Raw genomic sequence first — 23961 nt, 5'->3', positions numbered from 1 at the left:
TGCTATTATTTTTATAGATAAGAATCCTCTTTTCGTTTAATCACAAAGTTTCTGATTCCGTTATAGTCATCCTGTACGCTTCTCTCATCAAGCTTGACGCCGGAGTTATACGCAGCACGGCAGATCAAGTGCCCGCCGATAGGCGACGTAATAAAGATAAAGAGAATCCCAAGCAGGATTTTAGCGGAGAGCTCCCCCGTCACAAACCACAAATAGAAGAAGACACCGAGCAGTATCATATTGACACCTAATGTTGAGCCTTTAGAAGCAGCATGAGCGCGTGTAAACACATCGGGAAGGCGAAGTACGCCAAATGAAGCAATGAGGCATATAAGAGCACCCAGCAATATGAATACAGCCACAACGACTTTAGCGGTTTCGATCATTTTCGATAATCTCTCCTTTCTCCAGGAACTTGGAAAATGCGATCGTTCCGATAAACGATAAAATCCCCAGCAACAAAATAATATCTAAAAACGCACTTGTTTTCAGCAAGATGGAGACAAGCGCCGTGATTGCGATCAGATTGATGCCGATTGCATCCAGAGCCACGACCCGGTCAGGCACAGTCGGCCCTTTAATGACACGAATGACATACAAAAAGGTAGACACTGCCATAATGCCGAGCGCGATTTGCAGGATCAGCGTAAACATCACCGGCTCACCTCCTGTATGGCTTTTTCAAATGACTCCCGAATGTCAAAAATCGCTTTTTCCGCATCCTCGATATCCATTGCATGAATATAAAGTATTGTTCTGTCATCTGAAATATCCATCACCAAGGTTCCCGGCGTTAATGTAATGAGCAGAGAAAGCAGGGTGATTTCCCAGTCCTTCGTCAGTTCAGTTTTAAAAGCAAAAATACCCGGTCTGATATTCAGTTTTGGAGATAAGACTGATTTCATCACACTGACATTGGCAAGGTACAGTTCCTTTATAAAAATGAAACAGAGCTTGATGATAGAAATCAATTTCCATAGATAAAACTGGCGAGTGAAAAAGCGCCGGAAGAAAAAGAGAGAGAGCATGCCCAGAATATAGCCTGTAATGAATCCTGCGGCGCTTGGACTGTTGCTCAAGAACATCCAGCAAAAAGCGAGAAACACATTTAATAAAATTTGAAATGCCATGCGATCTACTCCTTCAGAACAGCTTCGATATATTTTTCCGGATTCAGCAGCGTCTCGGCCGCTTGATCAACGTAAGGCGACACCCATTCTGTACCCAACCCGAAGAGAAGAGACAGCAAGAGAAAAATAGCTGCCGGATAAAGAAGTCCTTTAGCTGTTCGATGATTTGGTTTTGGCGTTTCTTTTTCTTCGCCCCAAAACGCATGTATAAAGATCCTCAGCACAGAGTACAGTACGAGCAGACTTGAAAGCAGAATCAGCATGGATATCGTAAATTCACCTTCTGCGAAGCCGCCCTCCGCAATTTTAAATTTGCCGACAAATCCGCTCAGTGGCGGAATGCCTGCAAGAGAAATAGCGGAAATGAAAAACATCCATCCAAGAACAGGATAGCGTTTGATCAGCCCGCCCATTTTATGCAGGCTCGCGGTTCCAGTCAATGCGATCAGCGTACCTGCCAGCATAAACAAAGCGCCCTTAATCAGCATATCGTGAATCAGATAGTAGATCGCGCCCTGAATAGATGCGGGGGTGTGTACTGCAACACCGAACAAAATCACGCCGACAGCGGTAATAATGTTATAGATCACAATTTTCATGACATTCGAATAAGCGAGTGAACCGATGACACCAAAAATCACAGTCAGCGCCGCCAGCCAAATCATCAGCTGATGGGTAAAGGCTGTATCGTGAATAAAAATCAATGTGAAAACCCTCGCAATCGCATATAACCCGACTTTTGTCAGCAAAGCGCCGAACAACGCGGAGATTGCTGCCGGTGGCGCGTAATAAGAGCCTGGAAGCCAAAAGTAGAGGGGGAAGATTCCGCCCTTCATGCCAAATACCAAAAGCAGCAGGACACCAATCACAGTGATCAGCCCGGTTTGTCCTGATTCGCTGATTTTCACGCTAAGATCCGCCATGTTTAACGTGCCGGTTACAGCGTATAAAAAGCCGACCCCTATGACAAACAGGGCAGACGATACGATATTAAACACAATATATTTAAGGGATTCCCGCAGCTGAATTTTTGTGCCGCCTAATACAATCAGCATATAGGAAGCAATAAGCAGAAGCTCAAAAAATACGTACATATTAAATAAATCGCCTGTTAAAAACGCTCCGCTGACGCCGGCAAGCAAGAACTGAACGCCAGAGTAGTAAAAGGAGCGTTCCCGTTTTTCACCGACAGAACGGAAGGAATAAAGCCCAACCAATAAACCGATGACCGCTGTTGTGAGAACGAGAAGGCTGGCGAATTGGTCTGCGGCAAGCACAATGCCGTACGGCGCATTCCATCCGCCTAGGCTGAGTGTCTGGATGCCTTTTGTGAAGACAGTCTGTACAAGTATGCCGCTAATCACAATCCCGATGGCCGATGCCGCCGTGCTGAAGATTCTCATGAGCATAAGATTCTTCGTCATGAAAATCAGAAGAATAGCCGACAAAAGCGGGATCAGGATTGGCAAAATAACAAAATTATTCATGTTGATCATTTCCCCTCATTTGATCCATATCGTCCGATTTCAATTCCTGATAAGCGCGAAAGGCCATGACGAGGATGAATGACGTAACGCCAAAAGAAATGACAATTGCGGTCAAAATCAGGGCTTGCGGAAGCGGATCGACAAATGATTTGGCATGCTCGCTCAAAATCGGAGCGGCGCCTTTCTTTAATCCTCCCATAGTCAAAAGCATTAAATGAACGCCATGGCTTAACAGTGCTGTTCCGATAATGACGCGAAGCAGGCTTTTAGACAGCAGCAAATACGTAGCAGCCATAAAAATAATACCGGCTAATACAGCCATTAAGATTTCCATTATTCTTCCTCTCCAATCGTTTGAATAATGGTCATCGTTATGCCTACGACAACAAGATAAACGCCTAAATCAAATATCGTCGCTGTGGCGAGCTCCGTTTTCCCAAGGATCGGCAGCTGAAAGTATCCGAATGTGTGGGTTAAAAAAGGAGCCCCGAAGACAAAGGAGCCAACGCCTGTTAATACAGCGAGCAGAAGGCCGGCTCCCGCGACATAAATGAAATTGACCGGCAAAAGGGAACGCACGGTTTTTAAATCATACGCCAAGAGCAAGAGAACGATGGAAGAGGACGTGATCAGTCCGCCGACAAAGCCTCCTCCGGGCGCGTTATGCCCTGATAAAAATAAATAGAAAGAGAAAAGCAAAATGATAAAGGATACAAGCTTTGTCGCGGTTTGAAGAATCAAGTCATTTGTTTTTTGTTCATTCACCGCTTTTCCCCTCCTCTTTTACTTTTGTTTTAATCATGCTGTAAATGCCGAGAGCGGCTATCGTTAATACCGTAATTTCAAACATTGTATCAAATCCCCTGAAATCAACGAGAATGACATTGACGACATTATCCCCTCCGCCGAGATCGTGGCTGTGTTTGACAAAGAAGGACGCAATGCTGTCTTTTGTCCGCTGGCTTGAGGATGCGATGCCGAGCAGAGTAACGATAACACCGACGCCTAAAGAAATGATAAAATTCGTCATCCGGAACGTTCTCGTTTTTGTTTTCAGCCTCAGTTTCGGCAAATGGTAGAAGCAAAGCAGAAACAGTGCCACAGAAATCGTTTCAATGACGAGCTGAGTCAATGCCAAGTCCGGCGCTCTGAAAATGACAAAAAACAATGCAAGCGTATAACCGACAACACCGAGTGCAATGATCGCCGTCAGTCTTGACCTAGCAAAAACAGTCGCCACTGTGGCGCTGATCATGACAAGCGTCAAAATGATTTCGTATACACCGATTTTAGCCATGCCTTCCGTTTTAAATGAAAATCCGCCTTTAATGGCAAAAGCTCCGCCTATCAGAATGATGAAACCAGCGAAGATATACAGCAAATAATCTCTTAAAAACCCGGTCATATATTGTTTTGTGACCCGGTAAGAGCCTTTCTCCATCAGAGTCAAAAGCTTATCATATAACCGGTTGAGTGTGAGTTTCGAAGGAAACAGTTTATAGATTCCCTTCCACTTATTCAGCGACAAATAACCAATTGTTCCGATCACAACAATACCCGCAGTCATGAGCAATTCCGTTGTAACCCCATGCCACTGTGAAATGTGAACGTGGAATTTCTCATGGCCTGCAAGCAGTGTCGGATAGATTGAGTTCATCGCAGGCTCTATCAGGCTGTACGACAATATATTCGGGAAAAAGAAGAGACTGACAGCCAAAGCGACAAGAATGACTGGTGGTACGAGCATGCCGACAGGCGCCTCGTGAGCCGGTTTTTCAAGCTGCTCAGGCTGGTAATTTCCTCTGAATGTTTTAAACAGCAATTTCATGCTGTAGATAAACGTAAATACACTTCCGATCCAGGCGAAAAGAGGGAACAGAACGCCCCATGTCTGCACGTTGAACAGGTCAAAATGTGTCACGCGAAGCATGCTTGTGAAAAACATTTCTTTACTCAAAAATCCGTTAAACGGCGGTAAGCCGGCCATTGAAAATGTCCCGATTAAGGAAATGGTAAATGTAATCGGCATAATCGCCATCAGGCCGCCTAGCTTCCGGATATCCCGTGTGCCTGTTTCGTGATCGATAATCCCGACTGCCATAAACAAGCTTCCTTTAAAGGTTGCGTGGTTGATTAAATGGAAAATGGCAGCCATAGCGGCAACTGTATAATATTCTGTATGGCCGTAATGAAGGGCCGCAGCACTGACTCCGAGCATGGAGATGATCATGCCGAGCTGGCTGACGGTTGAAAACGCCAAAATCGATTTTAAATCAGTTTGTTTCACGGCATGGAATGAACCCCAAACCATCGTAAAGAGGCCAACGAGGGACACGATCCAAAACCACTGAGCTGAAAAGGCGAAAATAGGACTGAATCTCGCAATCACATAAATGCCGGCTTTTACCATAGTAGCTGAATGGAGATAAGCGCTGACAGGCGTCGGAGCTTCCATCGCGTCAGGGAGCCAGATGTAAAAAGGAAATTGCGCTGATTTCGTAAAAGCCCCTAATAAAATGAGAATCATAGCCGGGATAAACAATTCGTGGCCGGCAATTAATTGAACCTGATGAACCATCTCTCTAATGCTGAAGGAATCCGTTATCAAATAAAGGAGAATAAATCCGCCGAGCATGCACAGCCCGCCGCTGACCGTAATCAAAAGTGATTTGGCTGCGCCATAGCGCGACTTTTCCCGCTTATACCAATAGCCGATCAGCAAAAAGGATGAAAGGCTTGTAAGCTCCCAGAACATGTAGAGAACCATGACATTGTCTACTAGAACGACGCCGAGCATGGCGCCCATGAACATCAATAAGTAGACATAAAAGGGCCCAAGCTGTTCTTTTTCTTTCGATAAATAAAAAATGCTGTAAAGAGTGACCAAAGAGCCAATGCCTGTGATCAGTAAAGCGAATAATAACCCGAGGCCGTCTATATAAACGGTAAAGTTAATGCCGAGTGACGGAATCCACTCTAATACCGATCGAAGTGTTTCTCCAGATTGTGTCATCCTGATCATTGGGAGAAAGTATATAAACAGCAAGACGGGCAGGATCAACACAAACCAGCCCGTATGCACTCTTTTTGCGTATTTTGCCAAGAAGGGAATGATAAAAGCAAATAAAAAAGGCGATAAAATAGCAAGATGTAAGAGCTGCAAAGATAAGACCTCCTTTTCTCGTTCTCAATTGAAAAATGCGCTATGTATGAAATATACGGTCAAACGACCTAGTCCAAATTATATCGCACTTTTCTGCAAGCTGCCACGCTTCGAACTGCTATAATGGGTTTTTATGAGTTCTTTTGACCTCAAAATAAGTCTAACAAAAAAGAGGTTATTTGTATATTTAAAATCAATCCTGATCAAGCTGAAGGTAAGGAGCTGGTCATGTGAAAAGAAAAGTCGTGATGTGCTCAGGTTTATTCTGCTCAGTATTTGCAGGGGCATTCATGTTGAATCAATATGACGGGCGCAGCGGTGTGGCGGCTAGTGATGAGTGGGAGCTGTATTTACTGGAGCACCACCTGTCAGCCAGAATGAGTGAGATGGAATCAAAGGATCTGCCGTTTGGTCCCCGAGAGTATATTCGGATTGTGAATAAATAAAAAAAGAGTTCCGCATAAAACGGAACTCTTTCTGTTTATGAAGTGAAAAAACGAAGCAGCACTGTCGCGCAAATAACTGTGCCTGCACCGCCGAGACGGGTTGAAATTTGGGCAAACGGCATAAGGCCCATTCTTCCTGATGCCGATAAAATGGCAACATCACCCGTTCCGCCGAGGCCGCTGTGGCAGCAGGTAACGATTGCGGATTCAACCGGATACATGTTCATCAGCTTGCCTACAAAATATCCAGAACCAATCATCGCGATAACAACTGAAATACAGATGATGACAAACGGAATAGAAATCACAGACGCTACGTCATCCAACGGAATAAAGAGGATGCCGAGACCGACCATCAGCGGCCATGTAAAGCTTGAAGAAATAAACTTATAAAGCTGGTAAGCGCCTTCTTCCATTTTTTTCGGAAGAATATTCGCATACTTGACAGCCGCAGCTGAAATAATCATTAAGATCGCGCCCGGGATGAAGATGAATTTCTCCAATAACCCGCCAAAAATAAAGAATGTACACGCGAGCAGAACTCCCGCTCCCATTAGTTTAAAATCAATTTTTGCTTCGGCTTCTTTTTGATTGAAAATCTCATTTGCTTTTTTAGATTTTACGAGACGTCCGTTCCCATTTAGATCTGGACGCTTGTCGCCAAGCTTTTTCATTAAGGCTGCACATATGATAGCAAAAACGTTTCCTATAATTGCGGCTGGCACCAGCTGAGACACAAATACATCGGCGGATGAGCCCAGTATTTGTGAATAGGCGATTGAAAGCGGCAAAATCCCTTCACCTATTCCCCCGGCAATAATCGGGACAACAACAAAGAAAAAGGAATCATAGGCACTATAGCCAAAAATAAATCCGACAAGGATGCCGGCTGCAACGGCCGTGATCGTTCCTGCAACCAGTGGAACGAACATTCTGATAAACCCCTGTATTAAAACAATTCTGTTCATACCGAGGATACTTCCCACAACAAGGCACGCGATATAGAAATAAAGGAAGTTAGACGTTTTCATCAAGTTGGTTACAGCGTCTAAAGATGTTGAATTCAGTACATTGTAAAAGACTAAAAATGAAGGAACAAACAAAGATAAAATAGCAGGGCCGCCAATATCCTTCAATATCGGTATGCGTTGGCCTATGTCTCCGAGAAACACACCAAGAATCATAATGATGGCAAACCCGCCAAGCATATTTGCCGGCAGCTCATTGTAATATGCTGCAAGAATAATAATAACAGCTAATACTGTGTATAATGGCAAAGGAATCACACCGATTTCCCAAGACCAAATTTTTTGAAACAGGTTTTTCTCCTGTGAGTCTTTTTGCTCAGGTGAAATTGTCCCCGTTTTTGGAATTGCTCCCATGTCATACACCCCCATGTATTGTTTGTTACAGTCTACAAGAAAGCGTTAACACTTCATATTTTTTTAAGTTAAAAAACTAATAAACAATTAAATTAAGAGGGTCTTTTGGATTAGAAAAAAAACCCTGAGAATCGTCTTCCCAGGGGAGAATGTTTTATCTTTTTCCTTTAATATAAGGCACGCCATTGGCTTTTGGCGCATCTGCCCGCCCGATAAAGCCGGTTAAAGCGAGAATCGTTAAGACATAAGGAGCCATCAGCATATACACATTTGGTATGTCTTTAAAAAGAGGGAGCAGCGATCCAATGATGCTTAAGCTTTGGGCGAATCCGAAAAACAGGGCGGCCCCCAGTGCTCCGATCGGATGCCATTTTCCGAATACAAGCGCTGCCAGGGCGATAAAGCCTTGCCCGGAGATGGTAGAGTGCGTGAAATCAAGCGCAATTGTGGAGGCATATACGCCGCCGCCGAGACCGCCGAACAATCCGCTGATCATCACGCCGACGTAGCGCATTTTATATACGTTGATTCCCATCGTATCGGCCGCCATCGGATGCTCACCGACAGAACGAATACGAAGGCCGAACGGCGTTTTGAACAAGATAAACCAGGAAATAAAGGCAAGTGCTATTGCAAGAATAGACGTATAATAGACATCCGAAAAGAAGATCTTTCCCAAGACGGGAATATCGCCCAAACCGGGGATTTTCGTCTTATAAAAAGGCTCTGGAATTTTGTCTGTCTGCGCTTTGCCGTAGATCAGTTTGACGATAAATAAAGTTGCCCCAAGCGCCAGCATGTTAATGGCGACACCGCTGACTGTCTGGTCGGCGCGAAACGAAATCGCCGCTGCCGCGTGAATCAGTGAAAACAGGGCGCCTGCTGCCATGGCGGCAAGGAGCGAAAGCCAAGGTGCGGCGGCACCTAATTCCGGACCAAAAAATAAATTAAATAACACGCTGGTGAACGCCCCGATAATCATGAGGCCTTCTAAGCCGATATTCACCACACCTGATCTCTCGGAAAACACGCCGCCGAGAGCAGTTAAAATAAGCGGGGCCGCATAGACGAGTGTGGCAGGGACAATGATAGATAAAATCTGCACAATGTCCACTTAGTTCGCCCCCTTTTTCTTCAATTTGCCCATGACGAAACGAATCGCATAGCTTGAAGCCACAAATAGAATAATAATGGCAATCACAATATCAACGACCTCTGATGGAACGCCTGATTCAATCGGCATATTTAATGCGCCGATTTTCAGCCCGCCAAGCAGGCATGCTGCCAGTACAACGCCTACGGCTGTGTTTCCCCCGAGAAGAGCGACAGCGATACCGTCAAAGCCTACGCCGGTAAATGCGCCTTTCACTGCTGCGTATTCGAATGTCCCTAGGCCCTCCATGGCTCCGGCAAGACCTGCAAAAGCGCCGGAGATAAGCATGGAGGTCATGATATTCTTCCGCACGCTCATGCCGGCATACTGGGAAGCGTGCTGGTTAAACCCGACCGCCCGGAGCTCAAATCCTTTTGTAGTTTTGTTGATGATAAACCACATGATAACTGCTGCGAGAAGGGCAACGATGATTCCCAAATGCAGCCGTGAGTAATCGGTGATCTGTTCAAGAAAAGGAGAGCGGAGGGAGGCGGATTCGTGAATTTTCCCCGTCTTGTCCTGATGATCTGTCAAGACGTTTGAAATGATGTAATTGGTCATGTGCAGCGCGATATAATTCATCATAATGGTGACAATGACTTCATGAACGTAAAATCGCGCTTTCAAAATGCCGGGAATAAACCCCCATAATCCTCCTGCAGCTGCCGCTGTAATCAATGCGAGCGGCAAGTGAATATATGCCGGTCCGTCAAACGCCGTACCGACCCAAACCGCTGCTGTCCAGCCGACGAGCAGCTGTCCCTCGACGCCGATATTAAAGAGTCCGGTTCGGAATGCAAAGGCGACAGCCAATCCGGATAAAATATAAGGCGTAATTTGCCGGATTGTTTCTCCGACATAATAGATTTCTCCGAATATCCCATTCCACAAAGCCGAATATCCGCTAGCCACACTGTAGCCGCTCACAAGCATAATCAACGCGCCGGCCGCAAGACCAAGTATGATTGCGATGAGCGGCACGAGTAAATGAGAGAGTCGTTTAACCATTTGCTTTCCCCGCTTCCTTTTGCGTGCTTCCTGCCATCAAGAGACCAAGCTCCTGTTCAGTGGTTTCCTGCGGATTAACGCTGGCGATAATGCGTCCTTCAAAAATAACGGCGATTCTGTCACTGAGATTCATAATTTCTTCAAGCTCAAACGAGAGGAGAAGAACGGCTTTCCCGGCATCACGCTGCTCAATGAGCTTTTTATGGACAAATTCAATCGCTCCGACATCAAGGCCGCGAGTCGGCTGGGCGGCAATTAATAAATCAGGATTTCGGTCTATTTCCCGCCCGATAATCGCTTTTTGCTGGTTTCCGCCTGACAATGCCCGAGCGTGTGTATATTCATCCGGCGTTCTGACGTCGTACTCGCTGATCAGGCTGCGTGCTTTTTTGTACATTTCGCCTTTATGTAAAACGCCCAATGCTGAATACGGCTTTTTGTAATAGCTTTGCAGCAGGATATTCTCTCCGATTGGAAAATCAAGGACGAGACCGTGTTTATGGCGATCCTGAGGAATATGCCCGATCCCGGATTCAGTGATTTTTCTTGGCGTCAGGTTTTGGATCTGTTTTCCGTTTAAGGTGATTGTTCCTGAATCTGTTTTGCGGAGTCCTGTCACCGCTTCGATCAGCTCTGATTGCCCGTTTCCGTCGACGCCTGCTATGCCGACTATTTCTCCCGCTTTGACAGAAAGAGACAAATCTCTGACTGTCTCTATTCCGCGGGTATCCTTTACAGTTATGCCGTCAATCGCAAGCACTTCCGCTCCCGGCTGAGCAGCTCTCTTTTCAGTTTTGAACGATACCTCGCGGCCGACCATTAGACTGGCGAGTTCGTCTTGGTTTGTATCACGGACATCAAGGGTTTTGATGCCTTTTCCTTTACGGATAACCGTAACGCGGTCACAAATCTCCATAATCTCTTTCAGCTTATGGGTGATTAAGATGATGGACTTCCCTTCTTTGACCAGGTTCTTCATAATTTGCATCAGTTCCTTAATTTCATGAGGCGTCAAAACAGCCGTCGGTTCATCAAAAATCAGAATGTCGGCACCGCGGTAGAGGGTTTTTAATATTTCTGCGCGCTGCTGCATACCGACTGATATGTCAGCTGCTTTTGCTTCAGGATGGATCTGCAGGCCGTATCGATCGGAAATGTCCTGCACCTCTTGGCCAGCACGCTTCCGGTCAATTCTGCCAAACTTCTTTGGCTCCTTCCCGAGAATAATATTTTCAGCAACTGTAAAGGTGTCAACAAGCATAAAGTGCTGGTGCACCATTCCAATTCCAAGGTCATTCGCTTTGTTCGGGCTGTTGATGTGCACCTTCTCGCCGCGCACCCGAATTTCACCCCGCTCCGGCTGATACAGCCCGAAAAGGACATTCATCAACGTTGATTTCCCCGCTCCGTTTTCACCGAGCAACGCGTGTATTTCGCCTTTTTTGACTTGAAGATTGATATTGTCATTGGCGACGATACCTGGAAACGCCTTGCGGATATTGAGCATTTCAATGACATATTCCATTGATTGACCGCTCCTTTATTTCAAAATAAAAGAAAAACAAGGGATAAGGGCTCGACCTCCTTATCCCTGCGATTCTTATTCAGCTTTGAAGGTTTTCAGCTCTTTCTCAGTTGCCGGGATTTCCAATCCGTCGATGATTTTTTTCTTCCATTTATCGACCGCTTTGATCACATCATCCGATAGATTTTGTTTAGATGGAGAAATGCCGACTCCGTCTTGATCAAGCCCGTAGGTAAGTGTTTCGCCGCCCGGGAACTTTCCGTCACTCGCTTTTTTCGTTACATCTTCAACGACTGTATCTACTTTTTTCACCATGGAAGTGAGGGTGACGTTATCATCTGTTCCTTCTACCTGGCCTTCTGCGTATTGGTCTTTATCGACACCGATGACCCAGACATCGCGTTTTGGATCTTCTTTTTTCAGGTTTTTCGCTTCAGTAAAGACGCCTGTGCCAGTGGCGCCCGCAGAGTGATAAATAACATCTACGCCTGATTTATACATGCTTTCGGCGGTTGCTTTACCGACATCGGCTTTATCGAAACCCCCTGCGTATTTCACTTCTACAACGGCTTTAGGGTTAACTGCTTGCACGCCGGCACGGAAGCCGACCTCGAATTTTTTGATTAACTCTGATTCCATGCCGCCTACAAAGCCGATTTTTCCTGATTTGCTTGATAGGGCTGCGGCCACTCCGACGAGAAATGAGCCTTCCTGCTCTTTAAACGTAATACTTGCGACGTTGTCTTTATCGACAACAGCATCTATAATCGCAAAGTTTGTATTTTTACGCTGGTCAGCAATTTCGCTGATTGAATCCTCCATTAAGTAGCCGACGCCGTAAATTAAGTCAAAATTCTCACGCGCCAATTTATTTAAGTTCGTTGTATAGTCTGCATCTGATTTGGATTGAAGATAGTCGTAACCGTTTTTGCCTTTTTTCAGCCCATTCTCTTTCCCAAAGGCTTGGATGCCTTCCCAGGCTGATTGGTTGAAGGATTTGTCATCCACTCCGCCTACGTCAGTAACCATCGCCACACTGAATTTGTTTTTGCCTTCGCCGGAGCCGCTGCTTTTTTCGCTGTTTCCGCATGCTCCTAATATGGTGCCTGCTGCGATCACAAGTGACATCGCCAATCCGATTTTTCGTTTATTCAAGATATAACCCCCCCAGAAAAATTTGGTTCAAAGCTGATCCGGCCAGTCATATGATGGGCTGTCCTGAACAATTTCTTAGAATCGATAAAATTTTCTGATAATAACAAATGGAATGCGCTGAGACAGTTCTATTCTTCCCTGAATAAGCGTGGTGTGAGTATTTCCTTCGAAAGGCGGGGAAGAGAAGGATGCGGAAGGCGTTCCGGGCGGAAAACCGTGACATCGTTTTCTGAAGTAAGACTTATGACTTAGTTTTTCGGGATCAACTTACCAATCATAATTTATCATTTAACTAATAAGAAATAAATAGAATTTCGCATAATTTTTTAAAAAGTATCTATTTTTAGAATTGTTTGCTTAAAAATGTGAAAGGCCCTTTGTTATTCTTGTATAACTTATCAACAATAGAATCAAGCATCTTGGCAAGAGATATGACAGAAAAACGCACTGCTCAAAGCAAGCAGTGCGTTTTCTTATAGATATTGCTTTATTCCGTTAAGGTTACTGTTGTTGACGTTGTACTGAAACACAGGTCTTCCGATCGTTCCGTACGCCATTTCTACATTCAGAACTTGTATATCTTCAAGAAACTTTAAGTATTTTCGTATGGATACTTGAGAGATTTCTGTGTGCTTTGCCAAGTCTTCTGTCGTAAAAGATTCATTTTCAAATGACTGGATACTGGACCAGATCAGCTTCAGCGTGCTTTTTGTCAGGCCTTTAGGAAGCTGCACTTTTTCTGTTGCTTCTTTCTTTTGAAAAAGCTCGGCGTCCAGTTCTTTTTGGCTCATGTTGCGATGGGTTGAATACACCTTTTGTTTTCGTCTGTAATCAGACAAAGCCGTTTGGAAACGTTCAAATTCAAACGGTTTGATTAAATAATCGACAGCTCCGTACCGAAGTGTTTTCTTGATTACGTCAAGCTCGCTGGCCGCTGAGATGACAATCACGTCAACCGCTTCATTTTGGGCTCTCAATTCCGTCAGCAGTTCCAGCCCGTTTTTTCCCGGCATATAAATATCAAGCAAAATGAGGTCGATATGGTGCTCGCCTAAAATATGCAGAGCGCTTTGAAAGGAAGAAGCGATGCCTTTCAGCTGAAAGCCATCTATTTGGCTTAAGTATCGTTTATTTAATTCACCCACCATGGGGTCATCTTCAACTATTAGTACATTAATCATGATTTTCCTCCTTCGGTTCGTACGGGATGCGAATACTGAATGTCGTTCCTTCATTCTTTTCGCTTGTGAGGATCATTTGGCCTTTTAAATTTTCGATGCTTTGCTGTGTGAAATAAAGGCCGAATCCCCGGTTTTTGCCCTTTGTTGAATAGCCTTGTTCAAATACTTTGGCTTGGTCTTCTTCAGACATGCCTGCTCCAGTATCGGTAATTTCAATATCAAGTATGCTGTTATGGAAGCGCATGGACATGGTGATTTGTTTTTTCGGCATATCGGCAACGGCGTCTAAGCCATTGTTGATGAGATTTCCGATGATTGTAATAAGTTCATGGATGACAGAAGGGTCTGCCGCGTTCGGGATGACACCGTTGCATTCAATATCAAGATTTGCGCCCTGCTCACGTATAAAGCTTTGCTTTCCGAGCAGAAAACCGGCCAGTACGGAGCTTTTGACATCATTTATAATTTCACTTGTTTCTGATTTTTGCTGTATGGCTATATCTTTAATATAATCTCCAAGATCATCATACTCTTTCAGCTGGACGAGACCTAATATCACATGCAGTTTGTTCATAAATTCATGAGACTGCGCTCTCAGTGCGTTTGCATACATTTTAACACCGGAAAGCTGTTCAGCTAAATGTTTTACCTCGGTCTTGTCGCGGAATGTTGCAATCGCTCCGACAGTTTGTCCTTTCAGCTGGATAGGAACTTCATTAAACACAAGCTCCAGCCCGTTAATGCGGACGTCTCTGTCTTGAAGAGGTTTTTTTGTCTCAATGACCTTTTTCAAGCGGCTTTTCGGCAAGATGTCATCTACATCCTGATCAATGGGATTTGTGTTGATGCCCATTTTGACGAATAGGCGTTTTGCTTCCGCGTTGGCAAGTTTAATTTTGCCATGTTCATCGACAGCGAGTATTCCTTCCTTCGTCGATTCCAGCATCGCGCTCCGTTCTTCAAGCAGAGTCGCAATTTCATAAGGTTCAAGTCCGTACATGATATTTTTCACTGTACGGGCGACGATAACGGCTCCGATCACACCGACGAAGATGCTGACGCAAATAATAAAGTAAAGCGGCCGTAAGCTATGGCTGATCACTTCATCAATTTCATTTACGGTGATGCCGACCGCGACTGCACCGACCTGTTTTCCATTCTCCGCGTAGACAGGGACGAACGCTCTCTGCGATTTCCCGAGCGTGCCAGAGGCTGTGCTGATATGGACATGCCCTTTTAATACCTCGGACTCATCACCGCCCCTGAATTTTTTCCCGATTTTGCTCGGGTCAGGATGAGTTTTGCGGATACCGTTCATATCCATGACGACAACAAATTCCGTGCCGGTGATTTTCTGAACCCGCTTTGTGTAGCTCTGCAGTTCCTTTTGTTTTTTTCCGCTTTCTAAAGCAGCGGCTGTCATCGGCGCTTCAGCTACCATTTCAGCAGTCTGCAGCGCAGTGGCCTTTTCCTGATCTCTAATTCGTTTGGTGGTTTGGGCACCGACTGTAAAAAACGTAATGAGCAATGCGATTAATACAACGATACAAACAAATATGGTGAGTCTGGTTTGCAGTTTTAATGTTTTTTTCATATAAAACTTCCTTACGTTTTATGATTCCTGCGTACTACTTTACTCTCAAAATGCTGCTTTGTGAAGATTTGGGACCGTAATTCGTAAAAAGGAGAAAAAATGGAATAATTTATCTTGTCAATGTGTTTTAAGTCCTCCATAATAAATGAGGTAGATTATAGAAAGGGACTTTTTTATATGAAAAATACTTATTTGACAGGATATTTTCCGCTGATTGCGATCCTGCTTTTTAGTTCGTCCTTATCCATCTCAACTTCACTTTATGCGTTGAAGATGCTGTCTTCATTTGGAATGTATGATGGAATGCTCGATTATTTTTCAGAGAAAGGAATCAGGCTTGCGTTATTTGCTGCCTTTGCACTTTTATATTTTATGGTTCTGTCCGCTCTGAAATTAATTGCAAATACCGTGACCGAGCTGTCATTGCTGTTTTTTGCTAATGATCCGGAAGGGAACAACCTGAAAAAACTCAGAATGGGTTCCATGATTTATTTGGGCGGCGGGATTTTATCCTTTGTGCTCTTGCAAAATGTCATTTGGATTGTGATCTGGTTTGCGGTCGTCACGCTCGCTTACTTTGTGTTTACCGTGTACCGGATTTATTCGACGCTTTCTCTCATGTCATTAGTCGGGTTCATTCTATTGGAACTGCTGTTTTGGTTTACCTTTGTTATCGGTATTCTGTTCATATTTATCAAGCTTTATAATAGCATAATGGCTAGCTTACCTGTGTAAGCTAGCCATTTCAGCGTTTGGTGGTCAGATTTGCGCTTCGTGCTCTATACGCAATAAAACGGCGGCTAGATTCTCAGGTTTCCGCCGTTTCACAACTTCAAAAGTTTTCAATCACGCTGAAAAGATGACAAAATCCTAAAACGAAGCCGTTTTAGGATTTTGTCAACAATCTGTGATGGCTAGCTTCCTAGCCATTTTTTATTTACGGTAAAAATCTTTTTTTAATAGAAGGGGAGGGGAGCATACATTCATTTTTTTTGCCAAACCACTTATAGCGGTTGTTGGCAATGAAAGAATAGACCATATCTCTGACAGGCTTCGGCACTGCGAAAAAAAGGACGAAGAGCCGCCATGGGCCTCGCAGATGCCTGAAAACCTTAATGGTTGCAGTTGACTTTGTGTACACTTGGCCGTCTTCAATAAAGACAAAGCTGTCAAACCGATCAGTCGGAAGCCCGCTTTTTTTCAGCAGGCTCTGTCCTGTTTCCGACTGCAGCGATGTGAAAGAAATCAATCCGTCCGGATCACGTTTAATGATAAATTGCACGGCGCCATTGCATAAATTGCAGACACCGTCAAACAGCAAAACGCGATTTGGAATTTGTTCTGAAGTCACCCCATATCCCCTCCGATCCTTTAATAAGCAGCTTGCAGCGTTCCTTTCCAGATGGAAAGCTGAGGGCTGATGCTGTGAAGATATTCAACGCTGGTCGGTGTATCCTTTCCGACCCAGACACCCATTGTATACGTATCAGTCAGGCCGACAAACCACATATCGTGATAATCATTTGATGTTCCGGTTTTACCGCCGATGTAAGGCGCATTGAAATATGCTTTTTTCCCTGTTCCGCTTTTCACAACGGAAGACATCAGTTTTTTCAGCTGCATGTTCGTGCGGACGCTGAATATTTGAGTCGCTTTATCATTCCATTTATAAAGTGTTTCTCCTTTAAGGTCTGTCACCTTTGTAATCGCATGGCTCGGCGTATAGCTTCCGCTGTTGCCGAATGTCGTATAAGCCTTTGTCATCTCAAGAGGCGTCATGCCGTTTGTAAATCCGCCAAGCGCCGCCGGAAGAAGATAGTCACTGTCGACAAGTTTGGCAAAATGATACGGCTCAATATAACTGAATGCCTTTTGGATGCCGACGCGGTCGAGCATTCTAATAGCCGGTGTATTATATGAATTTTTAAACGCCGTATCAAGCGTCACTGTGCCGTAAGTGCGGTTATTGTAGTTTTGCGGACAGTAGTCTTTGCTGCAAAACTTGCTGGCATCAATGGTGCTGCTTGTTGTCGCGCCGGTCTGTTCAATATAAGGGCCGTAATCAAGAAGCGGCTTAATGGATGAACCCGGCTGCCTGTACGCCTGGTAGGCGCGGTTAAAGTCATATTTTTGATAGTTTTTCCCGCCGGATAGAGCGATGATTTGATGCGTCTGGTGATTAATCACAGCCGCTCCGCCCTGTACGTCCGCATACGGGAGCTTGGAATTCATTTGTGCCACAACTTGATTTTGCATATACGGATCAAGTGCAGTATAAATTTTCACACCGTCTTTCATCAGCGTGCTGACTCTTGCGGACAGCTCGTTTTCGATCTTTTCTTTTTGTTTTCCTGATGCTTTTTGAAGGCGTTTATCAAAGCCTTCTGATTCAGACACCAGCTGAGTGAATTCATCATTGACGTAGGAAACGTAGTCAGGATATTTGTCTTCTCTTTTTTCAACATCCAGTTTGATTTTTTGTTTTACGGCTTTTTTCAGCTCTTTGTCCGTAATGACCCCGGCATCTTTTAGCCCTTTAAGCAAACGTTCTTGACGGCTTTTCGTGTAGTCAAAATGCTTGAGAGGATCATATAATGTAGGGTTATTAGGTATAGCACAGATAAAAGCCATTTCTCCCACTGTGAGAGATTTCAGCGGTTTGCTGAAATAGAATTCAGCCGCTGAACCGACGCCATAAACACCATTGTTAAAATAAATGGTATTTAAGTAAGCTTCAAGAATTTCATTTTTCGTATATTTTTTCTCCAGCTGATAGGAATACGCGAGCTCTGTCAGCTTGCGGCTGAAGGAGCGTTCGTGGCTCAAATATAAGTTTCTTGAAAGCTGCTGTGTGATGGTGCTGGCACCCTGGTCAATTTTCTTGTCTTTTACGTTAGAAGCAGTAGCCCGCACCATTCCCATAAAGTCAAAGCCTTTATGCTCGTAAAAATGGCGGTCCTCAGATGTTAAGAAAATCTGTTTGACTTCCTCGGGAATCTTGTTAAATGGAACGAGCACACGGTTTTCGTGGTCGCTGACGATTTCCGAGACAAGGGAGCCGTCCCTGTCATACATGTAGCTGTTCTGAACAAGGCTGATATCTTTCAGATTAATATTTTTATCAAGCACCTGATCCAGGGACTTCATTTGTTTTACTTCTTTTCCGGAAGCGATAACTGTAAATGCAAACAATGGGATTATGCAAAGGAGCAAAATCCATCCGATTATTTTTCGTAACATGGTCACTCTCTTTTCTCCTAAATTCTAGCCATATCGTACCATTCTTTTGAGATTACGAGAAGGTTAAATTTAGAAGATTCCTCAGTTTTTTCTCGGAATCAGCTTGCTTTGGCATAAGAATCTTTCCGAAGTTTCTGCATGATCCAAAGCATGCAGGCGCCGGCGAAAAAGAGAAACGCCGTGACGTAAAAGGTGGCCGAAATGGTAAAGTGGCTCGATATGATTCCGCCGAGCAGAGGCCCGAGCACGTTTCCTAAAAAGCGAAAGCTGACATTGTAGCCGAGAACTTCACCTTGAATGCTGCCGGGAGCCTGAACGCGGATCGCTGCCGTAATGCATGGCAGCAAACCGCCCATCGCCATTCCGAATAAAAATCTGAAAACAAGGAGCACGCTGAGTGAGGACGCGAGCGCCTGCGGAATAAAAAAGAAAGAGGAGGCGAGCAAAAGTCCGATTAAAATGCGGCGGTGGCCGTAGCGGTCGCCCAGATCACCCCATTTTCTAGCCAGCAGCAAACTTCCGAGCCCCGTTGCTGAAAATGCCATGCCGGAGAAAAAGGCAAGATTGACAGGTCCGTGCAGCTCATTTACATATAAAGCGAGCAGGGGCTGGATACTGAAATTGCCTGTTTGAATCAGCATGGTTAACAGCATCATGACCCACAGCGCCGGATGGTGAAAAATATAGGAGAGCACTTCTTTTCTCGAGTAAGACGTACGTTTGGCTGTTTTCTCTGCAAGAGGCTTTTCTTTGACACCAAATAACACGAGAAGAACAGACGAGAAAATCACAAAGGATGTGATAAAAAAGGTATACGTAAAGCCGAAATGATCAGCAAGCATGCCTCCCAAAAGCGGGCCGAACAAGCTTCCGGACACTTGCCCCATTTGCAGTGTGCCAAGTGTTTTGCCGGCTGAGCTCTTCGGAGTCTGTGCCGAAATCATCGCAAGAGAAGTCGGGATGAATCCGGTTACAAGACCCATTGCCATACGCAGAAAAAACAATTGGTACACCGATGTAACAAAGCCCATGAAGAAAATGCTGAGGGCAATGCCCGTTCCGGTTGCCATAAGGATTTTCTTGTATCCGCGTTTGTCTCCGAACCGTCCCCAAAACGGGGATACCAAAAACGCCATGAGAAATGTAATGCCGAACACATAGCCGCTCCACCTTTGCACAAAGCCGTTTGAAAAAGAGCTGAGCGTCTCAATGTATAAGGAGAGAAAAGGAACGATCATCGTTGTGCTAGCGGAGACAAAAAAGTTCGCCAGCCACACAATGACAAAGTTTTTCTTACGGATAGAAATAACATCACCTTCTTATTATTTCGGGTTCCTTACTAATTATAAAGAAACGATTCACAATTTAAAAGAAACGAAGCGGCTGGGAAAATTCATTATTTTTAGAAAATGAAGAAATGTCGAGAAGGGGAATTGATATACTATAAAGATAGCATTTTCTGATCGGAGGAAAGGCAGGTGTAAAAAGGTGACGACAAACAGCTTACTCATTATTGATTTCGAATTTACAATGCCTGATGGAAAGTACAGTCCTCAAAACTTCTTCCCGGAAATCATTGAAGCCGGAATTGTAAAGTCGATTGATGATGAAGTGGTTGAGACGTTTTCTAGCTATGTTAGACCGAAAAAGTTCCCGAAGCTTACGAAACGATGCAAATCATTTTTAAAAATAACCCAAAAACAGGTAGACGAAGGAATGAGATTCGAGGATTTCATCCGTAAACTAAACGAGCTGGATCCTGAGAAAAACAGCACAATTATTACGTGGGGAAACATGGATATGAAAGTGCTGAAGCAAAACTGTATGTTTAACCATATCCCTTTCCCGTTTAAGGGAGAAATGAGAGATTTATCGCTTGAATACAAAAACTTTTTTGGAGACCGGACATTGACGGGTTTATGGAAAGCTGCCGAAGAGTATGGAGATTCCGGAACCGGCACCCATCATAAAGCGCTTGATGATGCCCTTACAGCATATAAACTTTTTAAGCTTGTTGAGCAGGATAAGCAGTATCTCGAAAAGCCAAAACCGCCCACAATCGGCGAAAGAATCGATTTAACCGAACTGTTGAAGCGCGCGACGTGAAAAACCCAATCTTTTGTCAGACTGGGTTATGGCAGGTTAAAATATTCTTTTTCTAAAATGTCCAGATTATGAAGGGAGCGCTTTGCCCACTCCGAACCATCCTCATTCAATTTGGCTCTCATCTGTGCTGTCGCCTCCCGCAGAGATTCGGTATAATCCGGTACTTCACCGTCATAAGGCTTCACCATATGGTGGGGGATATTGGTCTGTTCACCATATGCGAGCGCTTTTCTCTCATGAAAAAATGGCACATCCGCCTGTTTTGGATGATGAAGGTCTCCCTGAGCGGGATGGGTAAGAACCGCTTTCACTTTCACTAAATAATGCTGCGGCCTGCAAGCCGTGATTTCTCCTATGTATACACCTGTTTTGTAAAATCCTTTAACGATAGAGCCTGTCTCAAACGTGCTCATCTGTCATCACCTCGCATTTATTCTATTAAAGTTCCAATCGATTTGCTAGTGAGGAAGATCAGCGGGAAGCTTAATGGTCACCGTAGTGCCTTTTTGGAAGCTGCTGTTAAATGAAATGGTCCCGTGATGATGTTCAATAATGGAAAAGGTTACGGTGAGGCCGAGTCCCGTTCCGTTCGTTTTTAAGGAATAATAAGGTTCGCCGAGTTTTTGCATTTGATGGTCTGTCATCCCGACCCCATTGTCTGTGATGTTAATCATGATCGTATGGCCGTTTCTTTTGGCTGATATGTGGATCATCCCCTTCCCGTGAGGAACCGCTTCAATACTGTTTTTCATCAGGTTGATGACAGCCTGCTTCAGCTTTGTTGCGTCTCCGTATATCAAAAGGTCCGGTTCTGTTTCAGCCTCGACGGTTACTGACTTGTAATTGGCGTACGACACCATAAGGGAGCTTGTCTCTTTGATAAGGGCAGATAGGTCAAAAACCTCTTTTTCGTATAATTGCTGTTTGGCCATATCGAGATAGTTTGTAATAATGCCTTGCGCCCGGTCAAGCTCTGACAGTACAAGCTTTTTGTAATCCGCACTCGACTTGTTTTGTAAGGTTTCGTCATTAAAAAGCAGCTGGACAAACCCGCGGACAACTGTCAGCGGATTCCTGACCTCATGGGCGACGCTCGCTGCCAGTTCACTCACAATCGTCATTTTTTCAGAATGGATAAGCTGTGAACGCAGGGCGATATTTTCGGCGATGCTTTCGATAATATAGATGCTTAATAGAAGAACACTGGAGCGGAAAAGCCCTGAGACTGCCGCCTCGTAAACGAAAATTCCTGATTTTTGAAAATTTAAAATATTCAAGGCGGAAAGAATCCAGCTTGAGGCGAAAAATAGGAAAATCTCCACGCAGCTGATCAATAAAGACAGCAGCAGTTTTTTCGCTTTGGACATGAATGGCCATTTTTTCTGAAATAAGATTGGGATAATGATAAGAAAAGGCAGCAAAGTGAAAACAAACATTGCGGAAGGTTCGTAAAAAAGCAGTTCAAAACATAGGACAGATGCGGCGACTGTAAGTCCGGAAGCGGTACTAATGTAAAATAAACAAATGATAACGGGAATCATCTGAAGGCCGTATTGTATGTAGTCCATTTCATGAATCGGGAAAATAATGCATAAAACGGAGGCACCGCAGGCGAAGAGCGTGACCAAACCGCTGTTTATTTTTGGCACAAGAATCGCAGGTTTTCCAAGCCAAAACACTTGGTAAAGAAGAATAGGAAACAAAATAAAGCAGATGTGCAGAAGATAGTCTTTTAGAATTTCCATTCGTGTGAAATCCTTTCGTATAAAATATGAATCTATTATAACACTAAATATTAGAAGTAAAATATAAAATTCCTTTATTAAGAACGCCTTTACAAATGAAGACGTAAAGGCGTTTAACAGCTATATTTACGATAATGCGGCTTTGATGCGGCGCAGGCCGTCCTGCAGGGTTGCAAGAGAGCATCCTGCGTTCAGGCGCATAAATCCTTCTCCGCCAGGCCCGTATTTCGTCCCGGGCTCTAAAATAACTTTTCCTTTTTTTAGCATTCTTTGCTGAAGCTCTGCATCGGACAAGCCGTAAGCGCTGAAGTCGAGCCAAATCAAGTATGATGCATCCGGCTTCATCATTTTGACCTTTGGCAGCTCATTGCTCAAAAAGGCTTCCGCTTCGTTCATGTTTTTCTCAATGTAAGTGATCAATTCATCAAGCCACGGTCCCCCTTTTGAATACGCGGCTTCGATTGCAGTGACGGCAAACGCGTTCAGTCCGCCTAAACCATTTCGCTGAAGGCTTGCGGAAAACTTGGCGCGCTTCAGGCGATCCGGAATAATGATCGTTGAAGCCTGCAATCCGGCGATATTAAATGTTTTGCTTGGAGCAGCACATGTCACAGAAATATCAGCGAAATCGTCAGAGAGTGAAGCGAACGGCGTGTGTTTGTGTCCGTACAGCATTAAATCGGAATGGATTTCATCCGATACAACTGTGACGCCATGCTCAAGGCACAATTCGCCTAGCTTCAGTAAATCTTCTCGGCTCCATGAACGCCCAGAAGGGTTATGAGGATTGCATAAAATAAACAATGTAACACTTGGGTCACTAAGCTTCGTCTCCAAATCTTCAAAATCCATTGCATATGCGCCGTCTTTTTCTAGCAGCGGATTATGTAAAATGTGCCGGCCGTTTTTCTCCACCATATGGTAAAAAGGCGTATAAACTGGAGGCTGAACAACTACTTGATCGCCCGGCTCCGTAAAAGCTTGTACCGCCATGCTCAAAGCCGTTACAACGCCGGGGCTGAATGTGATGCTTTCCGGATTCACCTTCCAGCCGTGCCTGTTTTGCATCCATCCGCACACAGCATCCCTCGTTTTTTGATCTGGAGTTGTATAACCAAAAATACCGTGGTCAAGACGCTCTTTTAACGCTTCAGTTATCGCTTCTGGCGCGCGAAAATCCATATCCGCCACCCACATCGGGAGTGCGTCTGTCACGCCAAATAATTCGCCTGTTTTGTCCCATTTGACCGATTGGGTGCCAAGGCGTTCTTCTCGTTTATCAAAGTTCATTCTGTTACCCCCTCATGTATGTTTATTCTTCTAAGCTTCACTATGATAAGATAGAACTGCAAATTTTATTATAAGCGGTGATGAATATGGAAGAAAGTCAAGCGGTCAGGGAAATGATTAAGATCATTGCCAAATGGGACCCGTTTAAATATGGAGAAGAGTTTTACGAAACGGAGGCTGTTGATGTCGTGCAGGCAGTCTATGATGAAGACGATCCCGACGTGCTGGCGAAAAGCATTCAGCAAATATTTGAAACTTCTTTTGAACAAACGCTGCCGATCGCCAGCTGCCGGGAAGTGGCTGGCCAGCTTTTATTCATTAAAAACAGCAGCTCCTGCACGCCTTAAAAAAACCGG

The 23961-nt window shown here is 44.5% G+C and carries 25 protein-coding genes; 5 read left to right on the top strand and 20 right to left on the bottom strand.

Annotated features, from left to right (window positions below):
• Positions 1-11: 11 nt before the first annotated feature.
• The 7 genes from mnhG to MKY50_RS16215 are packed head-to-tail and all read right to left on the bottom strand — an operon-like array spanning position 12 to position 5780.
• Positions 12-386, bottom strand: coding sequence for a monovalent cation/H(+) antiporter subunit G (gene mnhG / locus MKY50_RS16245; RefSeq protein ID WP_003244302.1), 375 nt, complete (start codon positions 384-386; stop codon positions 12-14).
• The gene (locus tag MKY50_RS16240; RefSeq protein ID WP_003228814.1) at positions 370-654 is read right to left on the bottom strand and encodes a Na(+)/H(+) antiporter subunit F1; all 285 of its coding nucleotides are present in this window, start codon (positions 652-654) and stop codon (positions 370-372) included. The genes mnhG and MKY50_RS16240 overlap by 17 nt, the downstream gene beginning before the upstream one ends.
• Positions 654-1130, bottom strand: coding sequence for a Na+/H+ antiporter subunit E (locus MKY50_RS16235; RefSeq protein WP_003228815.1), 477 nt, complete (start codon positions 1128-1130; stop codon positions 654-656). Before MKY50_RS16235 ends, MKY50_RS16240 begins: the two co-directional genes overlap by 1 nt.
• 5 nt (positions 1131-1135) lie before the next feature.
• Positions 1136-2617 (bottom strand): Na+/H+ antiporter subunit D, encoded by a 1482-nt coding sequence (locus MKY50_RS16230; protein ID WP_341116928.1) that lies wholly within the window; start codon positions 2615-2617, stop codon positions 1136-1138.
• Entirely contained in the window at positions 2610-2951 is a 342-nt protein-coding gene (locus MKY50_RS16225) for a Na(+)/H(+) antiporter subunit C (protein ID WP_003220730.1), read from the bottom strand. Before MKY50_RS16225 ends, MKY50_RS16230 begins: the two co-directional genes overlap by 8 nt.
• Entirely contained in the window at positions 2951-3382 is a 432-nt protein-coding gene (locus tag MKY50_RS16220) for a Na(+)/H(+) antiporter subunit B (protein WP_003228819.1), read from the bottom strand. The genes MKY50_RS16225 and MKY50_RS16220 overlap by 1 nt, the downstream gene beginning before the upstream one ends.
• Complete coding sequence (locus MKY50_RS16215; RefSeq protein ID WP_019712489.1) at positions 3375-5780, bottom strand: Na+/H+ antiporter subunit A; 2406 nt, start codon at positions 5778-5780, stop codon at positions 3375-3377. The genes MKY50_RS16220 and MKY50_RS16215 overlap by 8 nt, the downstream gene beginning before the upstream one ends.
• A gap of 230 nt (positions 5781-6010) precedes the next feature.
• Between MKY50_RS16215 and MKY50_RS16210 the strand changes: the two genes are divergently transcribed.
• A complete protein-coding gene (locus tag MKY50_RS16210; RefSeq protein ID WP_015251336.1) occupies positions 6011-6226 on the top strand; it encodes a hypothetical protein in 216 nt (71 codons plus the stop codon).
• Positions 6227-6261: 35 nt separating this feature from the next.
• On the opposite strand, the gene maeN is transcribed toward MKY50_RS16210, so the two are convergent.
• From maeN to maeL, 7 genes are all read right to left on the bottom strand, one after another.
• Positions 6262-7608, bottom strand: coding sequence for a sodium/malate symporter MaeN (maeN, locus tag MKY50_RS16205; protein ID WP_341116927.1), 1347 nt, complete (start codon positions 7606-7608; stop codon positions 6262-6264).
• Positions 7609-7762: 154 nt separating this feature from the next.
• Positions 7763-8722 carry a guanosine ABC transporter permease NupQ gene (gene nupQ / locus MKY50_RS16200; RefSeq protein ID WP_029318494.1) on the bottom strand — a complete coding sequence of 320 codons (960 nt, stop codon included), beginning with the start codon at positions 8720-8722 and terminating at the stop codon, positions 7763-7765.
• On the bottom strand, positions 8723-9769 hold the full coding sequence (gene nupP / locus MKY50_RS16195; protein WP_015714618.1) for a guanosine ABC transporter permease NupP: 1047 nt from the start codon (positions 9767-9769) through the stop codon (positions 8723-8725).
• The gene (gene nupO / locus MKY50_RS16190) at positions 9762-11294 is read right to left on the bottom strand and encodes a guanosine ABC transporter ATP-binding protein NupO (protein ID WP_032722430.1); all 1533 of its coding nucleotides are present in this window, start codon (positions 11292-11294) and stop codon (positions 9762-9764) included. The genes nupP and nupO overlap by 8 nt, the downstream gene beginning before the upstream one ends.
• A gap of 75 nt (positions 11295-11369) precedes the next feature.
• Positions 11370-12449 carry a guanosine ABC transporter substrate-binding protein NupN gene (nupN, locus tag MKY50_RS16185; RefSeq protein WP_003228831.1) on the bottom strand — a complete coding sequence of 360 codons (1080 nt, stop codon included), beginning with the start codon at positions 12447-12449 and terminating at the stop codon, positions 11370-11372.
• Between the two features lie 473 nt (positions 12450-12922).
• The gene (maeM, locus tag MKY50_RS16180) at positions 12923-13630 is read right to left on the bottom strand and encodes a two-component system response regulator MaeM (RefSeq protein WP_014477821.1); all 708 of its coding nucleotides are present in this window, start codon (positions 13628-13630) and stop codon (positions 12923-12925) included.
• Positions 13623-15224: a two-component system sensor histidine kinase MaeL gene (gene maeL / locus MKY50_RS16175; protein ID WP_003228835.1), complete on the bottom strand. Its 1602-nt coding sequence runs from the start codon at positions 15222-15224 to the stop codon at positions 13623-13625. The genes maeM and maeL overlap by 8 nt, the downstream gene beginning before the upstream one ends.
• A 177-nt stretch (positions 15225-15401) precedes the next feature.
• On the opposite strand from maeL, the gene MKY50_RS16170 reads away from it, so the two are divergent.
• Positions 15402-15959 carry a YufK family protein gene (locus tag MKY50_RS16170; RefSeq protein ID WP_003228837.1) on the top strand — a complete coding sequence of 186 codons (558 nt, stop codon included), beginning with the start codon at positions 15402-15404 and terminating at the stop codon, positions 15957-15959.
• A gap of 202 nt (positions 15960-16161) precedes the next feature.
• On the opposite strand, the gene MKY50_RS16165 is transcribed toward MKY50_RS16170, so the two are convergent.
• The 3 genes from MKY50_RS16165 to MKY50_RS16155 form a co-directional block, all read right to left on the bottom strand.
• Positions 16162-16575 (bottom strand): thiol-disulfide oxidoreductase DCC family protein, encoded by a 414-nt coding sequence (locus MKY50_RS16165; protein WP_341116925.1) that lies wholly within the window; start codon positions 16573-16575, stop codon positions 16162-16164.
• Positions 16576-16595: 20 nt separating this feature from the next.
• On the bottom strand, positions 16596-18470 hold the full coding sequence (locus MKY50_RS16160; RefSeq protein ID WP_080287629.1) for a transglycosylase domain-containing protein: 1875 nt from the start codon (positions 18468-18470) through the stop codon (positions 16596-16598).
• A gap of 92 nt (positions 18471-18562) precedes the next feature.
• Complete coding sequence (locus tag MKY50_RS16155; RefSeq protein ID WP_434736154.1) at positions 18563-19771, bottom strand: multidrug efflux MFS transporter; 1209 nt, start codon at positions 19769-19771, stop codon at positions 18563-18565.
• Here MKY50_RS16155 and MKY50_RS16150 point away from each other — a divergent pair.
• Both MKY50_RS16150 and kapD read left to right on the top strand, forming a co-directional pair.
• Positions 19674-19877 (top strand): hypothetical protein, encoded by a 204-nt coding sequence (locus tag MKY50_RS16150; protein WP_003243502.1) that lies wholly within the window; start codon positions 19674-19676, stop codon positions 19875-19877. The two genes, MKY50_RS16155 and MKY50_RS16150, sit on opposite strands and share 98 nt — an antisense overlap.
• 75 nt (positions 19878-19952) lie before the next feature.
• The gene (kapD, locus tag MKY50_RS16145; RefSeq protein ID WP_003228846.1) at positions 19953-20570 is read left to right on the top strand and encodes a 3'-5' exonuclease KapD; all 618 of its coding nucleotides are present in this window, start codon (positions 19953-19955) and stop codon (positions 20568-20570) included.
• Positions 20571-20596: 26 nt separating this feature from the next.
• On the opposite strand, the gene kapB is transcribed toward kapD, so the two are convergent.
• The 3 genes from kapB to patB form a co-directional block, all read right to left on the bottom strand.
• The gene (gene kapB, locus MKY50_RS16140) at positions 20597-20983 is read right to left on the bottom strand and encodes a kinase-associated lipoprotein KapB (RefSeq protein WP_080529729.1); all 387 of its coding nucleotides are present in this window, start codon (positions 20981-20983) and stop codon (positions 20597-20599) included.
• Between the two features lie 45 nt (positions 20984-21028).
• The gene (kinB, locus tag MKY50_RS16135; RefSeq protein WP_003228853.1) at positions 21029-22315 is read right to left on the bottom strand and encodes a sporulation sensor histidine kinase KinB; all 1287 of its coding nucleotides are present in this window, start codon (positions 22313-22315) and stop codon (positions 21029-21031) included.
• 126 nt (positions 22316-22441) lie between these two features.
• Positions 22442-23605, bottom strand: coding sequence for a cystathionine beta-lyase PatB (gene patB / locus MKY50_RS16130; RefSeq protein WP_341116921.1), 1164 nt, complete (start codon positions 23603-23605; stop codon positions 22442-22444).
• A gap of 86 nt (positions 23606-23691) precedes the next feature.
• Between patB and MKY50_RS16125 the strand changes: the two genes are divergently transcribed.
• Positions 23692-23952, top strand: a complete 261-nt coding sequence (locus MKY50_RS16125; RefSeq protein WP_032722422.1) for a YugE family protein — start codon at positions 23692-23694, stop codon at positions 23950-23952.
• Positions 23953-23961 lie beyond the last annotated feature (9 nt).

This window comes from Bacillus sp. FSL R7-0685 (genome assembly GCF_038002425.1).
In the GTDB taxonomy this organism is placed as follows: domain Bacteria; phylum Bacillota; class Bacilli; order Bacillales; family Bacillaceae; genus Bacillus; species Bacillus subtilis.
Note: the sequence above shows the minus strand (reverse complement) of the source record. Positions and strands in the feature narration are given on the sequence as shown.